15 protein-coding genes are annotated in these 15,792 nt (G+C 40.4%); 5 read left to right on the top strand and 10 right to left on the bottom strand.

From position 1 onward, the window contains the following. Positions 1–128: 128 nt before the first annotated feature. The 10 genes from metG to MB14_RS17065 form a co-directional block, all read right to left on the bottom strand. Entirely contained in the window at positions 129–2,189 is a 2,061-nt protein-coding gene (gene metG / locus MB14_RS17110) for a methionine--tRNA ligase (RefSeq protein WP_062593789.1), read from the bottom strand. A 151-nt stretch (positions 2,190–2,340) separates the two neighbouring features. Next, a complete protein-coding gene (gene nqrE / locus MB14_RS17105) occupies positions 2,341–2,952 on the bottom strand; it encodes an NADH:ubiquinone reductase (Na(+)-transporting) subunit E (RefSeq protein WP_062593786.1) in 612 nt (203 codons plus the stop codon). A gap of 11 nt (positions 2,953–2,963) precedes the next feature. Further along, complete coding sequence (locus MB14_RS17100) at positions 2,964–3,626, bottom strand: NADH:ubiquinone reductase (Na(+)-transporting) subunit D (protein WP_053223142.1); 663 nt, start codon at positions 3,624–3,626, stop codon at positions 2,964–2,966. Positions 3,627–3,637: 11 nt separating this feature from the next. Beyond that, positions 3,638–4,417 (bottom strand): NADH:ubiquinone reductase (Na(+)-transporting) subunit C, encoded by a 780-nt coding sequence (gene nqrC / locus MB14_RS17095; protein WP_062593784.1) that lies wholly within the window; start codon positions 4,415–4,417, stop codon positions 3,638–3,640. Beyond that, positions 4,404–5,585 carry an NADH:ubiquinone reductase (Na(+)-transporting) subunit B gene (locus tag MB14_RS17090; protein WP_062593782.1) on the bottom strand — a complete coding sequence of 394 codons (1,182 nt, stop codon included), beginning with the start codon at positions 5,583–5,585 and terminating at the stop codon, positions 4,404–4,406. Before MB14_RS17090 ends, nqrC begins: the two co-directional genes overlap by 14 nt. Positions 5,586–5,587: 2 nt before the next feature. Beyond that, the gene (locus MB14_RS17085; RefSeq protein WP_062593780.1) at positions 5,588–6,955 is read right to left on the bottom strand and encodes a Na(+)-translocating NADH-quinone reductase subunit A; all 1,368 of its coding nucleotides are present in this window, start codon (positions 6,953–6,955) and stop codon (positions 5,588–5,590) included. Positions 6,956–7,095: 140 nt separating this feature from the next. After that, entirely contained in the window at positions 7,096–7,989 is an 894-nt protein-coding gene (locus MB14_RS17080; protein WP_062593778.1) for a 4-hydroxy-3-methylbut-2-enyl diphosphate reductase, read from the bottom strand. A gap of 12 nt (positions 7,990–8,001) precedes the next feature. Next, positions 8,002–8,682: a (d)CMP kinase gene (gene cmk, locus MB14_RS17075; RefSeq protein ID WP_062593776.1), complete on the bottom strand. Its 681-nt coding sequence runs from the start codon at positions 8,680–8,682 to the stop codon at positions 8,002–8,004. A 96-nt stretch (positions 8,683–8,778) separates the two neighbouring features. Continuing rightward, on the bottom strand, positions 8,779–9,714 hold the full coding sequence (locus MB14_RS17070) for a carbon-nitrogen hydrolase family protein (RefSeq protein WP_062593774.1): 936 nt from the start codon (positions 9,712–9,714) through the stop codon (positions 8,779–8,781). A 58-nt stretch (positions 9,715–9,772) separates the two neighbouring features. Continuing rightward, on the bottom strand, positions 9,773–10,492 hold the full coding sequence (locus MB14_RS17065; protein WP_062593772.1) for a hypothetical protein: 720 nt from the start codon (positions 10,490–10,492) through the stop codon (positions 9,773–9,775). Between the two features lie 158 nt (positions 10,493–10,650). Between MB14_RS17065 and MB14_RS19245 the strand changes: the two genes are divergently transcribed. The 5 genes from MB14_RS19245 (at position 10,651) to MB14_RS17040 (ending at position 15,779) form a co-directional block, all read left to right on the top strand. Further along, on the top strand, positions 10,651–10,854 hold the full coding sequence (locus tag MB14_RS19245) for a PLDc N-terminal domain-containing protein (protein WP_062593770.1): 204 nt from the start codon (positions 10,651–10,653) through the stop codon (positions 10,852–10,854). A 15-nt stretch (positions 10,855–10,869) separates the two neighbouring features. Continuing rightward, positions 10,870–11,361 carry a GNAT family N-acetyltransferase gene (locus tag MB14_RS17055; protein WP_062593768.1) on the top strand — a complete coding sequence of 164 codons (492 nt, stop codon included), beginning with the start codon at positions 10,870–10,872 and terminating at the stop codon, positions 11,359–11,361. Positions 11,362–11,500: 139 nt separating this feature from the next. Then, on the top strand, positions 11,501–14,764 hold the full coding sequence (locus MB14_RS17050) for an amidohydrolase family protein (protein WP_062593766.1): 3,264 nt from the start codon (positions 11,501–11,503) through the stop codon (positions 14,762–14,764). 134 nt (positions 14,765–14,898) lie between these two features. Beyond that, positions 14,899–15,309, top strand: coding sequence for an Xre family toxin-antitoxin system antitoxin (locus tag MB14_RS17045; RefSeq protein WP_062593764.1), 411 nt, complete (start codon positions 14,899–14,901; stop codon positions 15,307–15,309). Continuing rightward, positions 15,309–15,779 carry an RES family NAD+ phosphorylase gene (locus MB14_RS17040; protein ID WP_062593762.1) on the top strand — a complete coding sequence of 157 codons (471 nt, stop codon included), beginning with the start codon at positions 15,309–15,311 and terminating at the stop codon, positions 15,777–15,779. The genes MB14_RS17045 and MB14_RS17040 overlap by 1 nt, the downstream gene beginning before the upstream one ends. Positions 15,780–15,792: the final 13 nt, after the last annotated feature.

Here is a 15,792-nt window from a genome sequence, read left to right as displayed (position 1 = left end):
TAGTCGGTTTTAACTGGTCTTAAAACACCCCAAAACGACACTAGATAAAAGCAAAAATCCCCAATTAGCATTTCTAATTGAGGATTTTCAATATCTACCTCATCAAGAGGCGTATTACCTTACTTTACTTAACTAATCACCGAACCCGGATTTACCTTTTCATTTGGCTGAATAAGCCTCAAGTTTCCTTCAGCATCTTCTGCCATTAGAATCATCCCTTGCGACACAGTACCCATCATTGGTCGTGGGGCCAAATTGGCAATAATAGTCACTTGCTTTCCAACCATTTCTTCTGGAGAGTAGTGCTTGGCTATTCCACTCAAAATGGTGCGTTTATCAACACCAGTATCTACCAAAAACTCAAGTAATTTATTCGATTTAGCTACTTTCTTAGCTTCTAAAATCGTCCCAACCCTGAGGTCCAATTTCATGAAATCATCGAATACTATGGTCTCTTTTAAAGGTGTCAGTTCAATTTCCTTATTCTCCATTTCGTTTTGTTTCTTGGTGTTTTCTAATTTTTGAATTTGTGCGGCAATGGTTTCGTCTTCGATTTTTTCGAAGAGCAAAGCTCCTTGTGCTAACGATTGACCTGCACTAAGCAAATCTGGGTTTCCGGCAGCAGCCCAATCGAATTGTTCCATTCCAAAAATCCCTCTCAATTTTTCCGCAGAAAAAGGAATAAATGGTTCGGCTACAATTGAAATATTAGCCACAATTTGCAAGGCTATATTCAAGATGGTTGCCACCCTAGTTTCGTCTGTCTTAATCAGTTTCCAAGGCTCTGTATCGGCCAAATACTTATTACCTAAGCGAGCAAGTTCCATCATTTCTGATTGCGCCTCGCGAAAGCGATAACGCTCAATAGAAGCACCAATCTTAGCCGGTATTTGCCTTAATGCCTCGATCGTCTCAGTATCGATATCAAAGAGCTCTCCCCTTTCAGGTACTTTACCTTCAAAATATTTATGTGTAAGCACAACCGCTCGATTCACAAAATTACCTAAGATGGCAACGAGTTCGCTGTTGTTTCTGGCCTGAAAATCCTTCCAAGTAAAATCATTATCCTTTGATTCAGGAGCATTGGCACATAATGCGTAACGAAGCACATCTTGCTTACCTGGGAATTCCTCTAAATACTCATGTAACCAAACCGCCCAATTCCTTGAAGTTGAAATCTTATTTCCTTCTAAGTTCAGGAATTCATTAGCTGGTACATTATTCGGCAGAATGTAATCCCCATGTGCTTTTAGTATGGCAGGGAAAATGATACAGTGGAAAACGATATTGTCCTTACCAATAAAGTGCACCAAATTAGTATCGTTGGATTGCCAGTAAGGTTTCCAGTCTTTTCCCTGAGCTTCTGCCCATTCACGAGTTGCCGAAATGTAACCAATTGGAGCATCGAACCAAACGTAAAGCACCTTACCATCGGCTCCTTCTATAGGTACTTTAATCCCCCAGTCCAAATCACGAGTCATGGCTCGGGCCTGCAAACCACCATCAATCCATGATTTACATTGCCCCCAAACATTCGACTTCCAATCGTCTTTATGTCCTTCAACAATCCATTCTGTCAACCACTTCTCATAATCTTGCAAAGGCAAATACCAATGCTTTGTTTCTTTCATGATTGGCGTATTGCCACTCAAGGTAGACTTCGGATTAATCAGATCGGTTGGATTCAATGTAGCACCACAGTTCTCACACTGATCGCCATAAGCTGAAGGGTGTGAACAACGTGGGCAGGTGCCTGTAATATATCTATCAGCCAGAAACTGTTGAGCCTCTTCGTCAAAGTATTGCTCGCTTACGCGTTCTTCAAATTTACCTTCAGTATAAAGTGTTTTGAAAAACTCTTGTGCAGTTTCGTGGTGTATTTTATTTGAAGTTCTTGAGTAAATATCAAATGAGATTCCAAGCTGACCAAAACTATCTTTGATCATACCGTGGTATTTATCCACGATATCTTGGGGATTAACACCGTCTTTGCGCGCTCTCATGGTTATGGCCATGCCATGCTCATCAGAACCACAGATAAAGGCTACATCCTCTCCTTTCGACCTTAAATACCGCGCATAAATATCGGCAGGTACATAAACACCAGCCAAATGACCAATATGCACAGGACCATTGGCATATGGCAAAGCAGCCGTTACTGTATGTCTTTTGAATTCATTCTTACTCATAGACTGCAAAGATAGTTTTTAGATGTTAGAAGGAGGAAATAAGCCAAGAGATTTTGCCAAGTTTAGCAGCAGATAATGCCCCTCGAATTTGAGCATAAAAAAAGCACACCCTTTATAGAGTGTGCTTTTGTATGTCTAGTAAGAACTTCGATTAAAGCGAAATTCCCATAAAGCTCATAAATGCAATACCCATTAAACCTGTAATGAACATGGTAATTCCCAATCCTTTCAAAGCATCAGGAACATTTGAGTATTTCAATTTCTCTCTGATCGCAGCCAAAGCTACAATGGCCAATAAGAAACCAGTTCCTGATCCAAAACCAAATACGGTAGCTTCGCTTAAAGTATAATCTCTTTGTGCCATAAACAATGCACCACCCAAGATTGAGCAGTTTACTGCGATAAGTGGCAAGAAAATACCTAATGAACCGTAAAGAGAAGGTGAGAACTTTTCGATCATCATTTCTACCAACTGCACCATAGCAGCAATAATAGCGATGAACATGATGAATCGTAAGAAAGACAAATCAATAGTAGCAAAACTATCGCCTAACCAAGTTAGTGCTCCTTCTTTCAATACGAATTGATCCAATAGCCAGTTCATTGGTACGGTAATACCCAAAACGAATACTACAGCAAGTCCTAAACCCATGGCTGTAGAAACCTTTTTTGAAACTGCCAAGAAAGAACACATACCTAAGAAATAGGCGAAAACCATGTTCTCTATAAAAATTGACTTTATACCTAAGTTAATTAAATCCATGATTGCTTCAATTAATGTTCTACGTAACCTGTTTTAGTTCTCTGTACCCAAATGATAAAGCCAAGTACCATAAAAGCACCCACTGGGCTAACCATCAAACCGTTAGTGGCAAGGTTATCCATACCAATAGCTTCGAAAACTGGGTAACCAAACACTTTACCCGATCCGAAAAGCTCTCTGAAGAAAGCAACAGTAAGGATAATCCAAGAGTAACCTAAGCCACTTCCAAGTCCATCAAGCATTGAATCGTATGGCTTATTTCCCAAGGCAAAAGCCTCAAGACGTCCCATCACAATACAGTTGGTAATGATTAGACCAATAAATACAGATAGCTCTTTATACATATCGAATGCATATGCTTTCAAAACCTCGTTTACTAATGTTACCAAGGTAGCCACTACAGCCAACTGTACAATAATCCTAACCCTTGAAGGGATGATGTTTCTCATAAGAGAAATAATCAAGTTAGAAAGGATCAATACCATTGTTACCGAGATGGCCATTACCATTGTCGGTTTCATTTGAGTAGTTACTGCCAAGGCAGAACAGATACCCAAAACCTGAATGGTAATTGGATTATCATCACTCAACGGATCTATTACGAATTTCTTCCTGCGCTTAGAAAAAATTGCTTCTTTCTTAACGATTGGTTTTTCTAAAGTTTCAGTACTCATATCCTCTTTGTTTACTGATTATTCATTGACATGGCATCCGCATTTGCATTTGCATTTGCAGAATGCTTATTAAAGTATGCCTGATAATACCCTAAGTAATTAAGCAACATTGCGTTTACTCCGTTTGCAGTCAAGGTTGCACCGGCCAAACCGTCTACTTTGGTATCGTCTAATTTTGATGGTGGATTTCCTTCTCCCTTAATCATGGTTACAGAAACCAATTCTTGGTTTTCAACAATAGACTTACCTTGGTAACGCTCCTGAACTTCATCAGTCGTAATTCTAGCTCCTAGTCCTGGAGTTTCTCCTTTGTGTGAGAAAGTCACCCCTTTTATAGTCTCCAAGTCTTCATTCAAGGCAACAAAGCCCCAAATTGCATCCCAAAGACCTGCACCATAAGTAGGTAGAATATAAGCAACTTCGTTTCCATTTCTATATTTGAAAACTGGGTATACTCTTTCTTCTGCTGGTTTTTTGTAATTCTTTTCAATGTTTACATTCTCAGCAACCAAAGGCTCTCCTTTTTCATTGGTAGTCACCAAATTACCTTCATAATCGGCAACCTCAGAGCTAATTACCTCGGCATAACGAGCCAGAATTTCTTCTGGAGACATGTCACCCAATTTGGTTTTTTCCGCAGGTATTGCTCCCAGAATCTGCTTCTTAGTATCTAAATCTTGCGCCTTCTTTTGAGTTGGCCCTAAAACTTGAGAAACCCCAGACAATAACCCTCCTAATACTGCTGTGAGTATTAAAGAGAATACTATAATATATGTATTAGACTGTCGCACGTGCTAACCTCCTTTTCTTGTTTGCTTGAATTACATAGAAATCAATTAGCGGGGCAAAAACGTTCATTAATAACACCGCCAACATAATACCTTCTGGGTAAGCTGGGTTTACTACCCTAATCAATACACTGAGCATACCAATCAAAATACCGTAAATCCATTTCCCTGTTTCAGTATGGGCTGCCGACACAGGGTCGGTTGCCATAAACACAGCACCGAATGCCAAACCACCCATTACCAAATGATAATGCGCTGGCATATCCATAAAAGGATTGATTCCTGCTGCATTGAATATTGCCCCCATAATAAAGGCTCCACCGAATACACTTACAATAATTTTCCAACTTCCTACTCCTGTAGCGATCAGAATTAGAGCTCCGACTAATACCCATAAAGTAGAAGTTTCACCGATTGAGCCTGGAACCAAGCCCATAAACAGGTTACTAAAACTGAAAGTATCTCCTAATGCAGAAACTACATTTCCTCCTGCTGTTGAGGTATCATAAGCTACGGCTAAAGCTGTTGCTCCTGTGAATCCATCTACTGGTGTTTTATCTGCCAGTTGCGTCCAAACTGCACCAGAAATTTGTGATGGATAAGCAAAATATAAGAATGCTCTAGAGGTCATGGCAACGTTCAGAATGTTCATTCCCGTTCCACCAAAGATTTCCTTTCCTACCAAAACACCAAAAACTGTGGCCAATGCTACTTGCCATAATGGAATGGTAGCCGGTACAATTAATGGAATTAGCATTCCTGTTACCAAGAAGCCTTCGTTGATAGGGTGTTTTCTTACTACTGCGAAAATAGCCTCAATAATACCTCCTGCGGCATATGACACCAAAACGATTGGTAATACCCAACGAGCACCAAAAAGGAAGTTTTCCAATGAAAGGAAAGTAGTTGCCTCTCCAATCGCAACGTGGTGTTGATACCCCGTATTAAATATACCAAAGATCAGACATGGGATCATGGCAATTACCACGGTCATCATCATTCTCTTCAAATCAATTGCATCCCTCACTTGCACCCCTTTGTTTTTGGCAGTGCTAGGCGGTGAAAACATAAACGTCTCTCCAGCTTCAAACAGGTAGTAAAACTTTTCAAGCTTACCGCCCTTTTCGAACATCGGTTTTTGTTTTTCTAATAGGTTGTGTAAAAACTTCATCCTTATCCGTTTTGTATCAATTCTATACCCTCTCTTACCATATGCTGAACGTCATGTTTAGAAACATCAACAAATTCACATAAAGCAAGATCTTCCTCAATTACCTCATAAATACCCAAGGCTTCTACATTATCAAAATCCTCTGATAAAATGGCCTTCAATAAGAATGCAGGATAAATATCCATTGGAGTTACTTTCTCAAAAGTACCTGTCTGAACAAAGGCCCTGTCTTCACCATTGGTGTTAGAATCGAGTACATATTCTTTGTCCTTACCATTCAAGAAAGAGAATAAGCCCCATGCTCTATGGAAGCTCAAAACATTCTTCTTAGGCATAATCCAACCTAAAAATTCAGAATGATCTCCCTCAGGAATAACCGTTAGACTATTTGCATAGAAGCTCAAGTAGCCGTCTTTCTCAATTTTCTCACCGGTCAAAACATTTCCAGAAATATATCTCACATGGTCTTGTTTGATATTTCCTTCAACAAGTTTATTGATAGCCCCTCCACTGTAGGTTTTATAGTACTGAGGCGTTTTAACCTCTGAACCACAAACCGCTACTAATCTAGAAGCATCGTATTTTCCTTGGCTAAAGAGCTTTCCGATTTGAGCAACCCCATAAGGCGTCACAGTCCACACAATGTCACCTTTATTAATAGGATCTAAGTGATGGATTTGAACCCCCACGTTTCCGGCTGGGTGTGGCCCTGAAAACTTATTATGCTCTATACCTTCTACACTGGCAAATACTTTAGACACTTCTGCATTCAGGTTGTGATTCAAATGAATTTTACCTTCAGTAAATTTCTTTAGAATATTGATTCCTGTTTTAAAAGCATCCTCTTCACCTTGCAAGGTAAAAGCTATATCAGCAGCCAATGGATGGGTATCGAAAGCCGAAATATGAATCGCCTTAGGGCTATCATTTTCATTGGCCACAACACCGAAGGGGCGTTGGATAATGTTTGGCCATACACCAGATTTCATCATCTGAGCTTGAGCTTCTTCTCTGCTCAATCCAGTAATGTCTGATGGGCTGTAGGACTGAAACGATTCGTATTCGATCGTTTTATCGGCTAGGATTTTGACTTCGAGGATTTTCCTTTTGGCACCTCTTTTCACTTCGACAATTTCACCACTCACCGGTGAGCAATACATCACGTTCTCCTGCATCTTGTCGAACAAGATCGGAGTTCCGGCTTTAACGTTGTCGCCCTCGTTAACGAGTAACTTCGGACGCTTCATTCCAACAAAGTCGGTGGGTTTAATTGCAAACGTTTCTGGATGAACGGAATCAGCAATTTTATGTACTGCTTTTCCTGCCAGATTGATGTCAAAGCCCTTTTTAAGCTTTATAATTTTGGACATACTCTTTTAATTGCGAATCAATAGTTTGATCAAATGTTGGGGCAAAAGTAAAATATTTACCGTCAACAAAAAGCCTTTATCTAGCTTTTCGAGGCGCAATTTAGTCCAAAAAAAATGGTATGAAAAGTATTAGTATAGAATTATGCGACTGGTAGTTTCTTAAATGATTTTTCAATAAAGCTACTCACCTGTTCCATAAGCCACATTGGAGTAGATGTAGCACCGCAAATACCAACCCTATCTTCTTCTTTGAACCATGAAAGATCTATTTCTTCCTCAGACTCAACAAAATAGCTTCGCTCATTTTCCTGCAAACAAACACTGTAAAGTGCTCGCCCATTCGAGCTTTTCTTTCCACTAACAAAAATTATTACGTCTTGGTCTTTTGAGAAATTTTGGAGTTGCGGTTCTCTATTAGATACTTGGCGGCAAATACTATCGTTCGCGCTAAAGTCTATTTCTTTAAAATCACCCTTTGCTTCTTTGATTCTATCTTCAATCATCTGACGGATTCTATAGAAGCCTTTAGTACTTTTTGTGGTTTGGCTGTACAATGTAACTGGACGACTGAAATCAATTTTATCGAGGTCTTTATCCTCCATAATAATTATCGCCTCATTGTTGGTCTGACCTGTAAGGCCAATCACCTCGGCATGACCTGTTTTTCCATAAATCACAATTTGTCCGTTCACATCTTGCATACGGTCATAAGCCATTTTTACGCGGTTCTGAAGTTTGAGCACAACCGGGCATGAAGCATCCACCAATTCAATGTTATTATCCATGGCTAATTGATAAGTTTCTGGCGGCTCACCATGGGCCCTAATCAATACTTTGGCGTTTTTAATGCCTTTTAATTCTTCCCTATCAATAATCTTCAGGCCTTTGGCATTTAGGCGGTCTACCTCCATACCGTTGTGGACTATATCGCCAAGGCAATATAATTCACTCTCTTTCATTTCATCCTCCGCCATCTGGATAGCAAATTCTACCCCAAAACAATAGCCTGAATTTTTATCGATTGTGACTTCCATACTGATTGATATCTAGCCTTCTATCTGTTCTTTCGCCAAAGTTAACACCTTATTCACTTGATCTTCAAATTCCAAATCGGAAGTATCAATTACAATAGCTTCTGGTACCTGAATCAAAGGACTTTCTTCTCTGGTAGAGTCCTGCAAATCTCGTTCCCTAAAATTCTTCACAATCTCTTCAAGCGATGCCTTCTCTCCTTTTTCCTCCAGTTCAGCTTGCCTTCTTTTGGCCCTAGCTTCATCGCTAGCCTTCATGAATATTTTGAGCTCTGCATCTGGAAAAACCACCGAAGCGATATCTCTACCATCCATTACTACACCTCTGTATTTACCCATTTCTTGCTGTTGGGCTACCATGGCTACTCTTACCGCTTTAATGGCAGCTACAGGGCTCACAAATTCTGAAACGTACATTTTTCGAATCTCTTCTTCAACATAGACTCCATTCAAAAAAGTTTCGCTTTTGCCTGTTTGTGGGTTATGTCTGAAATCAATATTTATCGCTTCAAGAGCACTCATAACTTGAGCCTCATCCTTAATATCTACTTTATTCTGAAGCATATATAAGGTTACCGCCCTGTACATCGCTCCGCTATCTATAAATTTATAGGCCAAACGTTTGGCTACTTCCTTCGCGGTACTACTTTTTCCGCAACCTGAGAAACCGTCAATGGCAATATTGATCTTCTTCATTCAAAATAAATTTCGGCAAAGGTAAGAAGTTTGATGAAGGGGTATAAATAATCAAAACAAGGATTTGAGTTAAATAGAAATAAAACAATTGAAACCTCACCCAAACTCTTCCGAATCTGGTTGCCCTTCGACTGTTAAGGAAAAAACATCGTTCCTTGCATAATGTCCAATTGGGTCGAAATCGAGCTTACTCTTTATTACTTCATCAATGCTGATTTCAGCGGTAATTATTCCTTCCTCTTCCCATAATGGCCCTGCTAAAACCTCACCTGTTGGCGCCACAATCACAGAACCTCCACGGCTCATCACTTCTGGCTGGTGATCTAAATCCGTAATTCCAGGTAAATCATTAGGATACATTGACTTGGTCACAAACTGGTTGCAGCCCATTACAAAACATCTGCCCTCCAAAGCAATATGTTTTAAGGTGTGCTGCCAACTCTCACGACTATCGGCAGTGGGTGCCAAATAGAGTTGCACGCCTTTTTGGTACATGGCCATTCGCGCCAGCGGCATATAGTTTTCCCAACAAATCAGCCCTCCCATTTTGCCCAAAGATGTATTAAAGGTTGAAAGAGTTGAACCATCTCCTTCTCCCCAAATAATACGTTCAGCAGCAGTAGGTTTAAGTTTACGGTGCTTACCCATGAGCTCACCCTTTGGGTTAAAGTAAAGCATGGTGCAATACATGGTTCCTGAAACAGTGTCCTTTTCATTCACACCTATTACCAAAAACAAATTGGCTTTTCTGGCCATCTCACCCAGTTGATCAGTTGCTTTACTCGGTACCTTAATGGAGGAGTCCCAGTAACGTAACCAAGTTTCGCGTCCTTCTGTGCTTCTGTTCCCCACCACAGTACCGAAACTCAAACCCCGGGGGTAGGCAGAAATAAAAGCTTCTGGAAACAGCGCCAGTTTAGCTCCTTTACTAGATGCTTCGGATACCAAATGAGCCGTTTTTGCCAAAGTTTTCTCTAAATCGAAAAGCACGGGTGAGGCTTGAACCACCGCAGCAATGAATTTTGTAGACATGGCTGAAAGTTATAAAATTTGAGAATGAAATTACGATTTAAGATGTAGGAGGAGTCCACTACCCCACCCTCGTTCTTCTTCTCAACTTCGAAATACGGTCATTGTAATAAAGCTTAAGCTCGTCAAGAAATTTCATTGGTTCTGGGTATTCCGTCAACACCTTGTAGGTGTATTTTTCTTTCACCTCATCAATAAGTTTCTCAAGCCTCTCTTTCTCCTTTTTTAGCAACTCGCCTTTAGACCGTTGATCAACCTTAACTCCCTTGTGTTCCGCAATATTTATCAATGTATTACCACTAAATATATGAGCATGGTAATCCTTCAACGCGTTTAAATCTCCAGTTTGATAAATATGGATAAGCTTTGTAGTTATCTCCGTTGCTAAATCCGCTTGCCCTTCGTTCATATTAAATTTATCGGGATGCACATAAAGCATGGCTTCTCTGTAAAGTCGTTTTCTTTCCTTTTCATCTACTTCCGAAACATGGACTTTAGCAGCTTTAGGCAAGTGCTTTAATGAAGTTGGTGGCGTGTAATTCTTCCCTCGTTGCTTTTGTGCAATTCGCTTTTCCTTCTTCGCTAACTTCTGCTTTTTATAAAGCACGGTTAGTTCTTGAACCTCCACCAATTCATTGGCCAATTCAGACCGAATAATAGATTCAAACGCAAACACTTTTTGTTCTAATACATCTAACTGTTTTTGCAAAGCATCAACCTCAGCCTGCAATAGCAGTTCATTTTGGCTATAAGTATTGATTGGGTGATTTTGCTCTGACATTAGATGTTTTCAAAAACCAAAGTTGAGAAAGTATCTACAAATAGCCCAATTCATTTATCCCAACTTATTCGTTCGGATTTTCAATAAAGCGAACAATAATTACATTTAATCATTATATTAGCGAATCAATTTTGTGAATCACCATTAAAAATTAAATCATGCTCTTATTAGGTATGCCTGGAGGGATGGAAATGTTATTCGTTTTAATCCCCGTAGTTTTATGGATAACAGCCTTAGTAGACTGCCTCAAAAGCAACTTTTCAGGAGACAGTAAAATCATTTGGGTTTTGGTCATTATATTCCTACCTGTCCTGGGATCAATTTTGTATTTCTTGATAGGACGAAATCAAAAAATAGCTTAGCCCCAAACGAATTCAATGCTTCATCTTAGATCAATGTCTGAAAACGATTGGCCAATGGTTGCGAAAATCTATGGACAAGGTATTGCAACAGGTCAAGCTACATTTGAAACAGAAATTCCTAGTTGGGAAAAATGGGATAGTTCACATTTAAAAGCCTGCCGTTTTGTGGCAGAAAGAGAAGGTGAAGTTATAGGTTGGGCAGCCTTAAGTCCCGTTTCTAGTCGCTGTGTTTACGGAGGCGTTGCTGAAGTAAGCGTTTATGTTTCAACAGCACATTTAGGTCAAAAAATCGGGAGTCAGCTTTTAAAACAACTGATATTAACCAGTGAAGCCGAAGGGTTTTGGACGCTTCAGGCTGGTATTTTTAGAGAGAACAAAGCCAGCATTAAACTTCATACTGCTTTAGGCTTTAGAGAAATTGGTTATCGCGAAAAAGTAGGGCAAATGAATGGGGTTTGGAGAGACACCATTTTACTTGAGCGTAGAAGTAAACTTTTTCAACATTAGATTCAGAAAGTCACAACATCACCCACATTTTTTAACACTCTAATTCGTACGAATTCTTACCCTTCACATCATTCGGATTGGCGACAAAACTAAAACACCCTATTTTGGTCGCACGAACAATCACATCAATTTGAATTTTATGAAATACATTTCGAGAAGCCTAGCGTTGGTGGTAATTCTGTTTACCTCCATTGCATTTACAGGTTTTGCACAGACCGATCCCGCAAAATCGGACACCAGCAAAACAGACAAGAAAAAGAAAAAAGATTTACCCCTTGAGCCTGGGAGAACTTTTGACTTCGACCTCACAGAAGGCTCGTGGATTTCCTTGGATGTAAGTCCAGACGGAAAAACAATAGTGTTTGATTTTTTGGGCGACATATATACTATACCTGTTTCTGGCGGAAATGCTACTCAAATCACTAAAGGTATGCAGTTCGACAGCCAACCAAGGTTCAGCCCAGATGGTAAAAAGGTAATCTTTATATCTGACGAATCTGGCGGGGAAAACGTATGGACTTACGACTTTGCTACCGACAAGAAAAACCAAGTCACGAAAGGCAATTCCAATGCTTATCAGTCTCCAGAGTGGACACCTGACGGAAAATATATGATCGCGTCAAAAGGTGGCGGGTCACATAAGCTTTGGTTATATCACGTAGAAGGTGGTTCTGGAACAGCTTTAGTGAACGAACCTAGTAATATGAGAATGGTAGAAGGCGCATTCGGAAAAGACGACCGTTATATTTGGTTCTCCAGAAGAACAGGTTCTTCACAATACAACGCAAGTATGCCTCAATACCAAATGGCTACTTACGACCGCGAAACTGGAGAAATCACTGCACAGTCTTCTCGATACGGATCGTCCTTCCGCCCAACCCCTTCAAGTGATGGAAAATGGTTAGTATACGCTACCCGCCACGATGCAGAAACAGGCCTAATTTTGAGGGATTTAGCCACAGGAGACGAAAGTTGGTTGGCCTACCCTATTCAGCATGACGACCAAGAATCGCGTGCTTCAAGAGATGTATTGCCAGGTTTTTCATGGACACCCGATAACAAAAGCATTGTAATTTCTTACGGAGGGAAAATATGGAAGATCAATGTAGCAACGAAAAAAGCTCAGGAGATTCCTTTTAGAGTAAAGTCAAGCATAGAGTTAGGCCCTGAATTGGATTTTGATTACCCAATTTCAGATTCAGAAGAATTTGTGGTTACTCAAATTCGAGACGTTGCCCCTTCGCCAAATGGAAAGCAAATGGCCTTTACCGCCTTAGACGAGCTTTATATTATGGACTTACCTAATGGAACTCCTCGAAAACTAGTGAACCTTGGTGAATCTCAAGCTCAGCCAGCATGGTCGCCAAATGGCGAATGGATTGCCTTTGTGAGTTGGAAGGCCGAGGGCGGAAAATTATACAAGGTTCGCCCGAATGGCCAAAACCTTATGCAATTGAACAAAGACAATTCTGTTTACCAAAGCCCCGTTTGGTCTAATGACGGAAGTAAAATCGTTGTCATAAAAGGCTTAACTCAAGACTTTAAGGAAGCACTTCAGCGTACAGCTTTTAGAGGTACAAGCGATTTGGTTTGGATTTCGGCCGATGGATCGAAAGATAACTTCATCACATATACAAACGGAAGAGATAACCCACATTTCGTTAAGAATTCAGATAGGATATATTTATCAAGTGGAAGAGGTTTATCTTCAATTCGTTGGGATGGAACAGATGAAAAATTTCATGTTCGCGTTAGAGGGAAAGCAGCAGCAGGGTCGAGCAATGCTCCAAATGCCTCATGGATTCGTATGGCACCAGAAGGAGACCAAGCCTTGGCCGAAGTAGTGAATGATTTATTTGTGGTAACTGTTCCGCAAGTAAGCGATGAAGCACCAACGATTTCGGTTTCAAACCCAGCGAATGCCGCTTTCCCAGCACGTCAGCTCACAGATATTGGAGGGCAATTCCCGGCTTGGAATGCAGATGGAACTAAAGTACACTGGGCCGTAGGAAATGCACATGTGGTATATGATTTGGCCGCAGCTAAAGCCATTGAAGAAGCCAATAAAACCGAGGAAGACAAGGAGAAGAAAAAAGAATATGAACCAGTAGAAAATCGAATAAGTGTAAAGGTCAAAAGAGATACTCCTCAAGGCTCTATTCTATTAAAAAACGCCAGAATCATTACCATGAAAGGTGATGAAGTAATCGAAAAAGGAGATATTCTAATTGAAAACAACCGCATTAAGCAAGTAGGCACTAACCTTACGGCTGACAGGAAAACCACCGTAATGGACATGGCGGGAAAGACGATTGTTCCAGGTTTTGTAGATACTCATTCCCATTTCCGTCATCCTGTAAATCTTCACAGAGGAGAGTTTTGGCCATACCTTACCAATTTAGCATTTGGGGTAATCACTACACGCGACCCCCAAACTGCCACCACAGATGTACTCACTTATGGAGACTTAGTGGATGCTGGTAAGCTGATTGGCCCAAGAATTTACTCCACTGGCCCTGGTATTTTCGGTAGCGAAAACATCAGTAGCCTAGAGCATGCTCAAAAAGTAATGAAACGCTACAGCGAATATTATAACACCAAAACTATTAAAATGTATGGTGCTGGAAATCGTCAGCAAAAGCAATGGATCATTCAGGCTGCTAAGGAGCAAAACATTATGCCTACTACCGAAGGTGGATTGGATTTTAAAGCTAACCTTACCCAAGTTATAGATGGCTACCCAGGGCATGAGCACACCTTCCCTATCTTTCCATTGTATAAAGATGTGATTGATTTAGTTTCATTTTCGCGAACCGTTTATACGCCAACATTGCTAGTAGCTTACGGTGGCCCTTGGGCAGAAAATTACTACTATGCTACTGAAAACCCACATGCTGACCCAAAACTAAATCGCTTTATGCCGCATGAAAATCTTGACTCTAGAACTAGAAGAAGAAATGATGGCTGGTTTATGGAAGAAGAACATGTTTTTGAAGACCATGCGTATTTTGTTAAAGATTTAGTAGAAGCTGGCGGAAGAGCTGGTGTAGGTAGCCACGGCCAATTACAAGGTTTGGGTTATCATTGGGAACTTTGGGCGATGCAGTCTGGGGGATTGAGTGAACTGAACACACTTAAAGTGGCCACCATTTTAGGAGCAGAAGCCATTGGTTTGGACACTGACCTAGGCTCAATTGAATCGGGTAAATTAGCTGATTTGGTTATTTTGAATAGTAACCCTCTAGATAATATCAAGAACTCTAAAGACATCAGTCATGTAATGAAAAATGGCCGACTGTATGATGGAAATACGCTTGATGAACTTTACCCAACTAAAAAGCCACTTCCTAAAATGTGGTGGATGGATGTAACTCCAAAAAATTTACCCGGAGTGAAAAAATAGCCCCTCAACTTAAAGCGAATTGAAAAATGGCCACAGCAGACAAATGTTGTGGCTATTTTTTTGAATAAATGAAACTAACCTTGGTGAAAAAGTGTATATTTACATAGATATTAAAGTAATTTTACACCAAACATATGAAAGAACAAGCGCAAAATTCGTCCAACGTTCTCAATGAACCCGCAGTAATGTATGGGCATACAAATTACTATTCTTTGGCCGACCATGATATTTCAAAAAATTACATCAAAGCAATTCTAGACATCTCAAAACTTACTCTAACTGAGCTGATGGCTATTATTCCTATCTCCATAGATACCTACAAGCGTAAAACAGAGTTTAACCCGCCAGTCACTGAAAAAGTACTTGAAATAGAGGAAGTTTACCGAACAGGGCTCAGCGCCTTTGGCGAGGGCTTCCACACTTGGATGTCTACCGAAAACGTGGCCTTAGGGGGAGTTATTCCTAAAAAACTGCTCTCCAATAGTTTTGGAGTACGCAAACTCCTCGATGAAATTGGCCGCATGGAACACGGAGTACTTGCCTAATGCTTGTTTACAGAATTAGTAAACAAATCTATGCAAACGACCTAAGCGGAACGGGCGCTGGATTATATGGCGGAAGATGGAACCCAAAGGGTGTCAGCCTTGTCTACACTGCAGGAAGTACATCTCTGGCATGTTTGGAGTACTTAGTACATAACTTTCATGTTATGGGAAAACAAGAAATCTGTTTATCGGAAATATTCGTTGCAGACGACTCTTCAATTGAGGAAGTTTCGCTTAATGATCTGCCTGCCGACTGGCAAACAAAAAAATACACCCCGCTTTCTACACAGAAAATAGGTTTCAACTTTTTTCATAGAGCAGAAGCTTACTTACTCAAAGTACCTTCGGCAATTGTTCCCAACGAATTCAACCTCTTGCTTAACCCTTCCCACATAACCCACCGAGAAACATATATATTTAATCAAATTACCCCTTTCAGTTTTGACGAGCGACTATTTAGTAAAAGATAAGGTAGGTTGTTCT

Source organism: Roseivirga ehrenbergii (genome assembly GCF_001593005.1).
Lineage (GTDB): Bacteria > Bacteroidota > Bacteroidia > Cytophagales > Cyclobacteriaceae > Roseivirga > Roseivirga ehrenbergii.
Note: the sequence above shows the minus strand (reverse complement) of the source record. Positions and strands in the feature narration are given on the sequence as shown.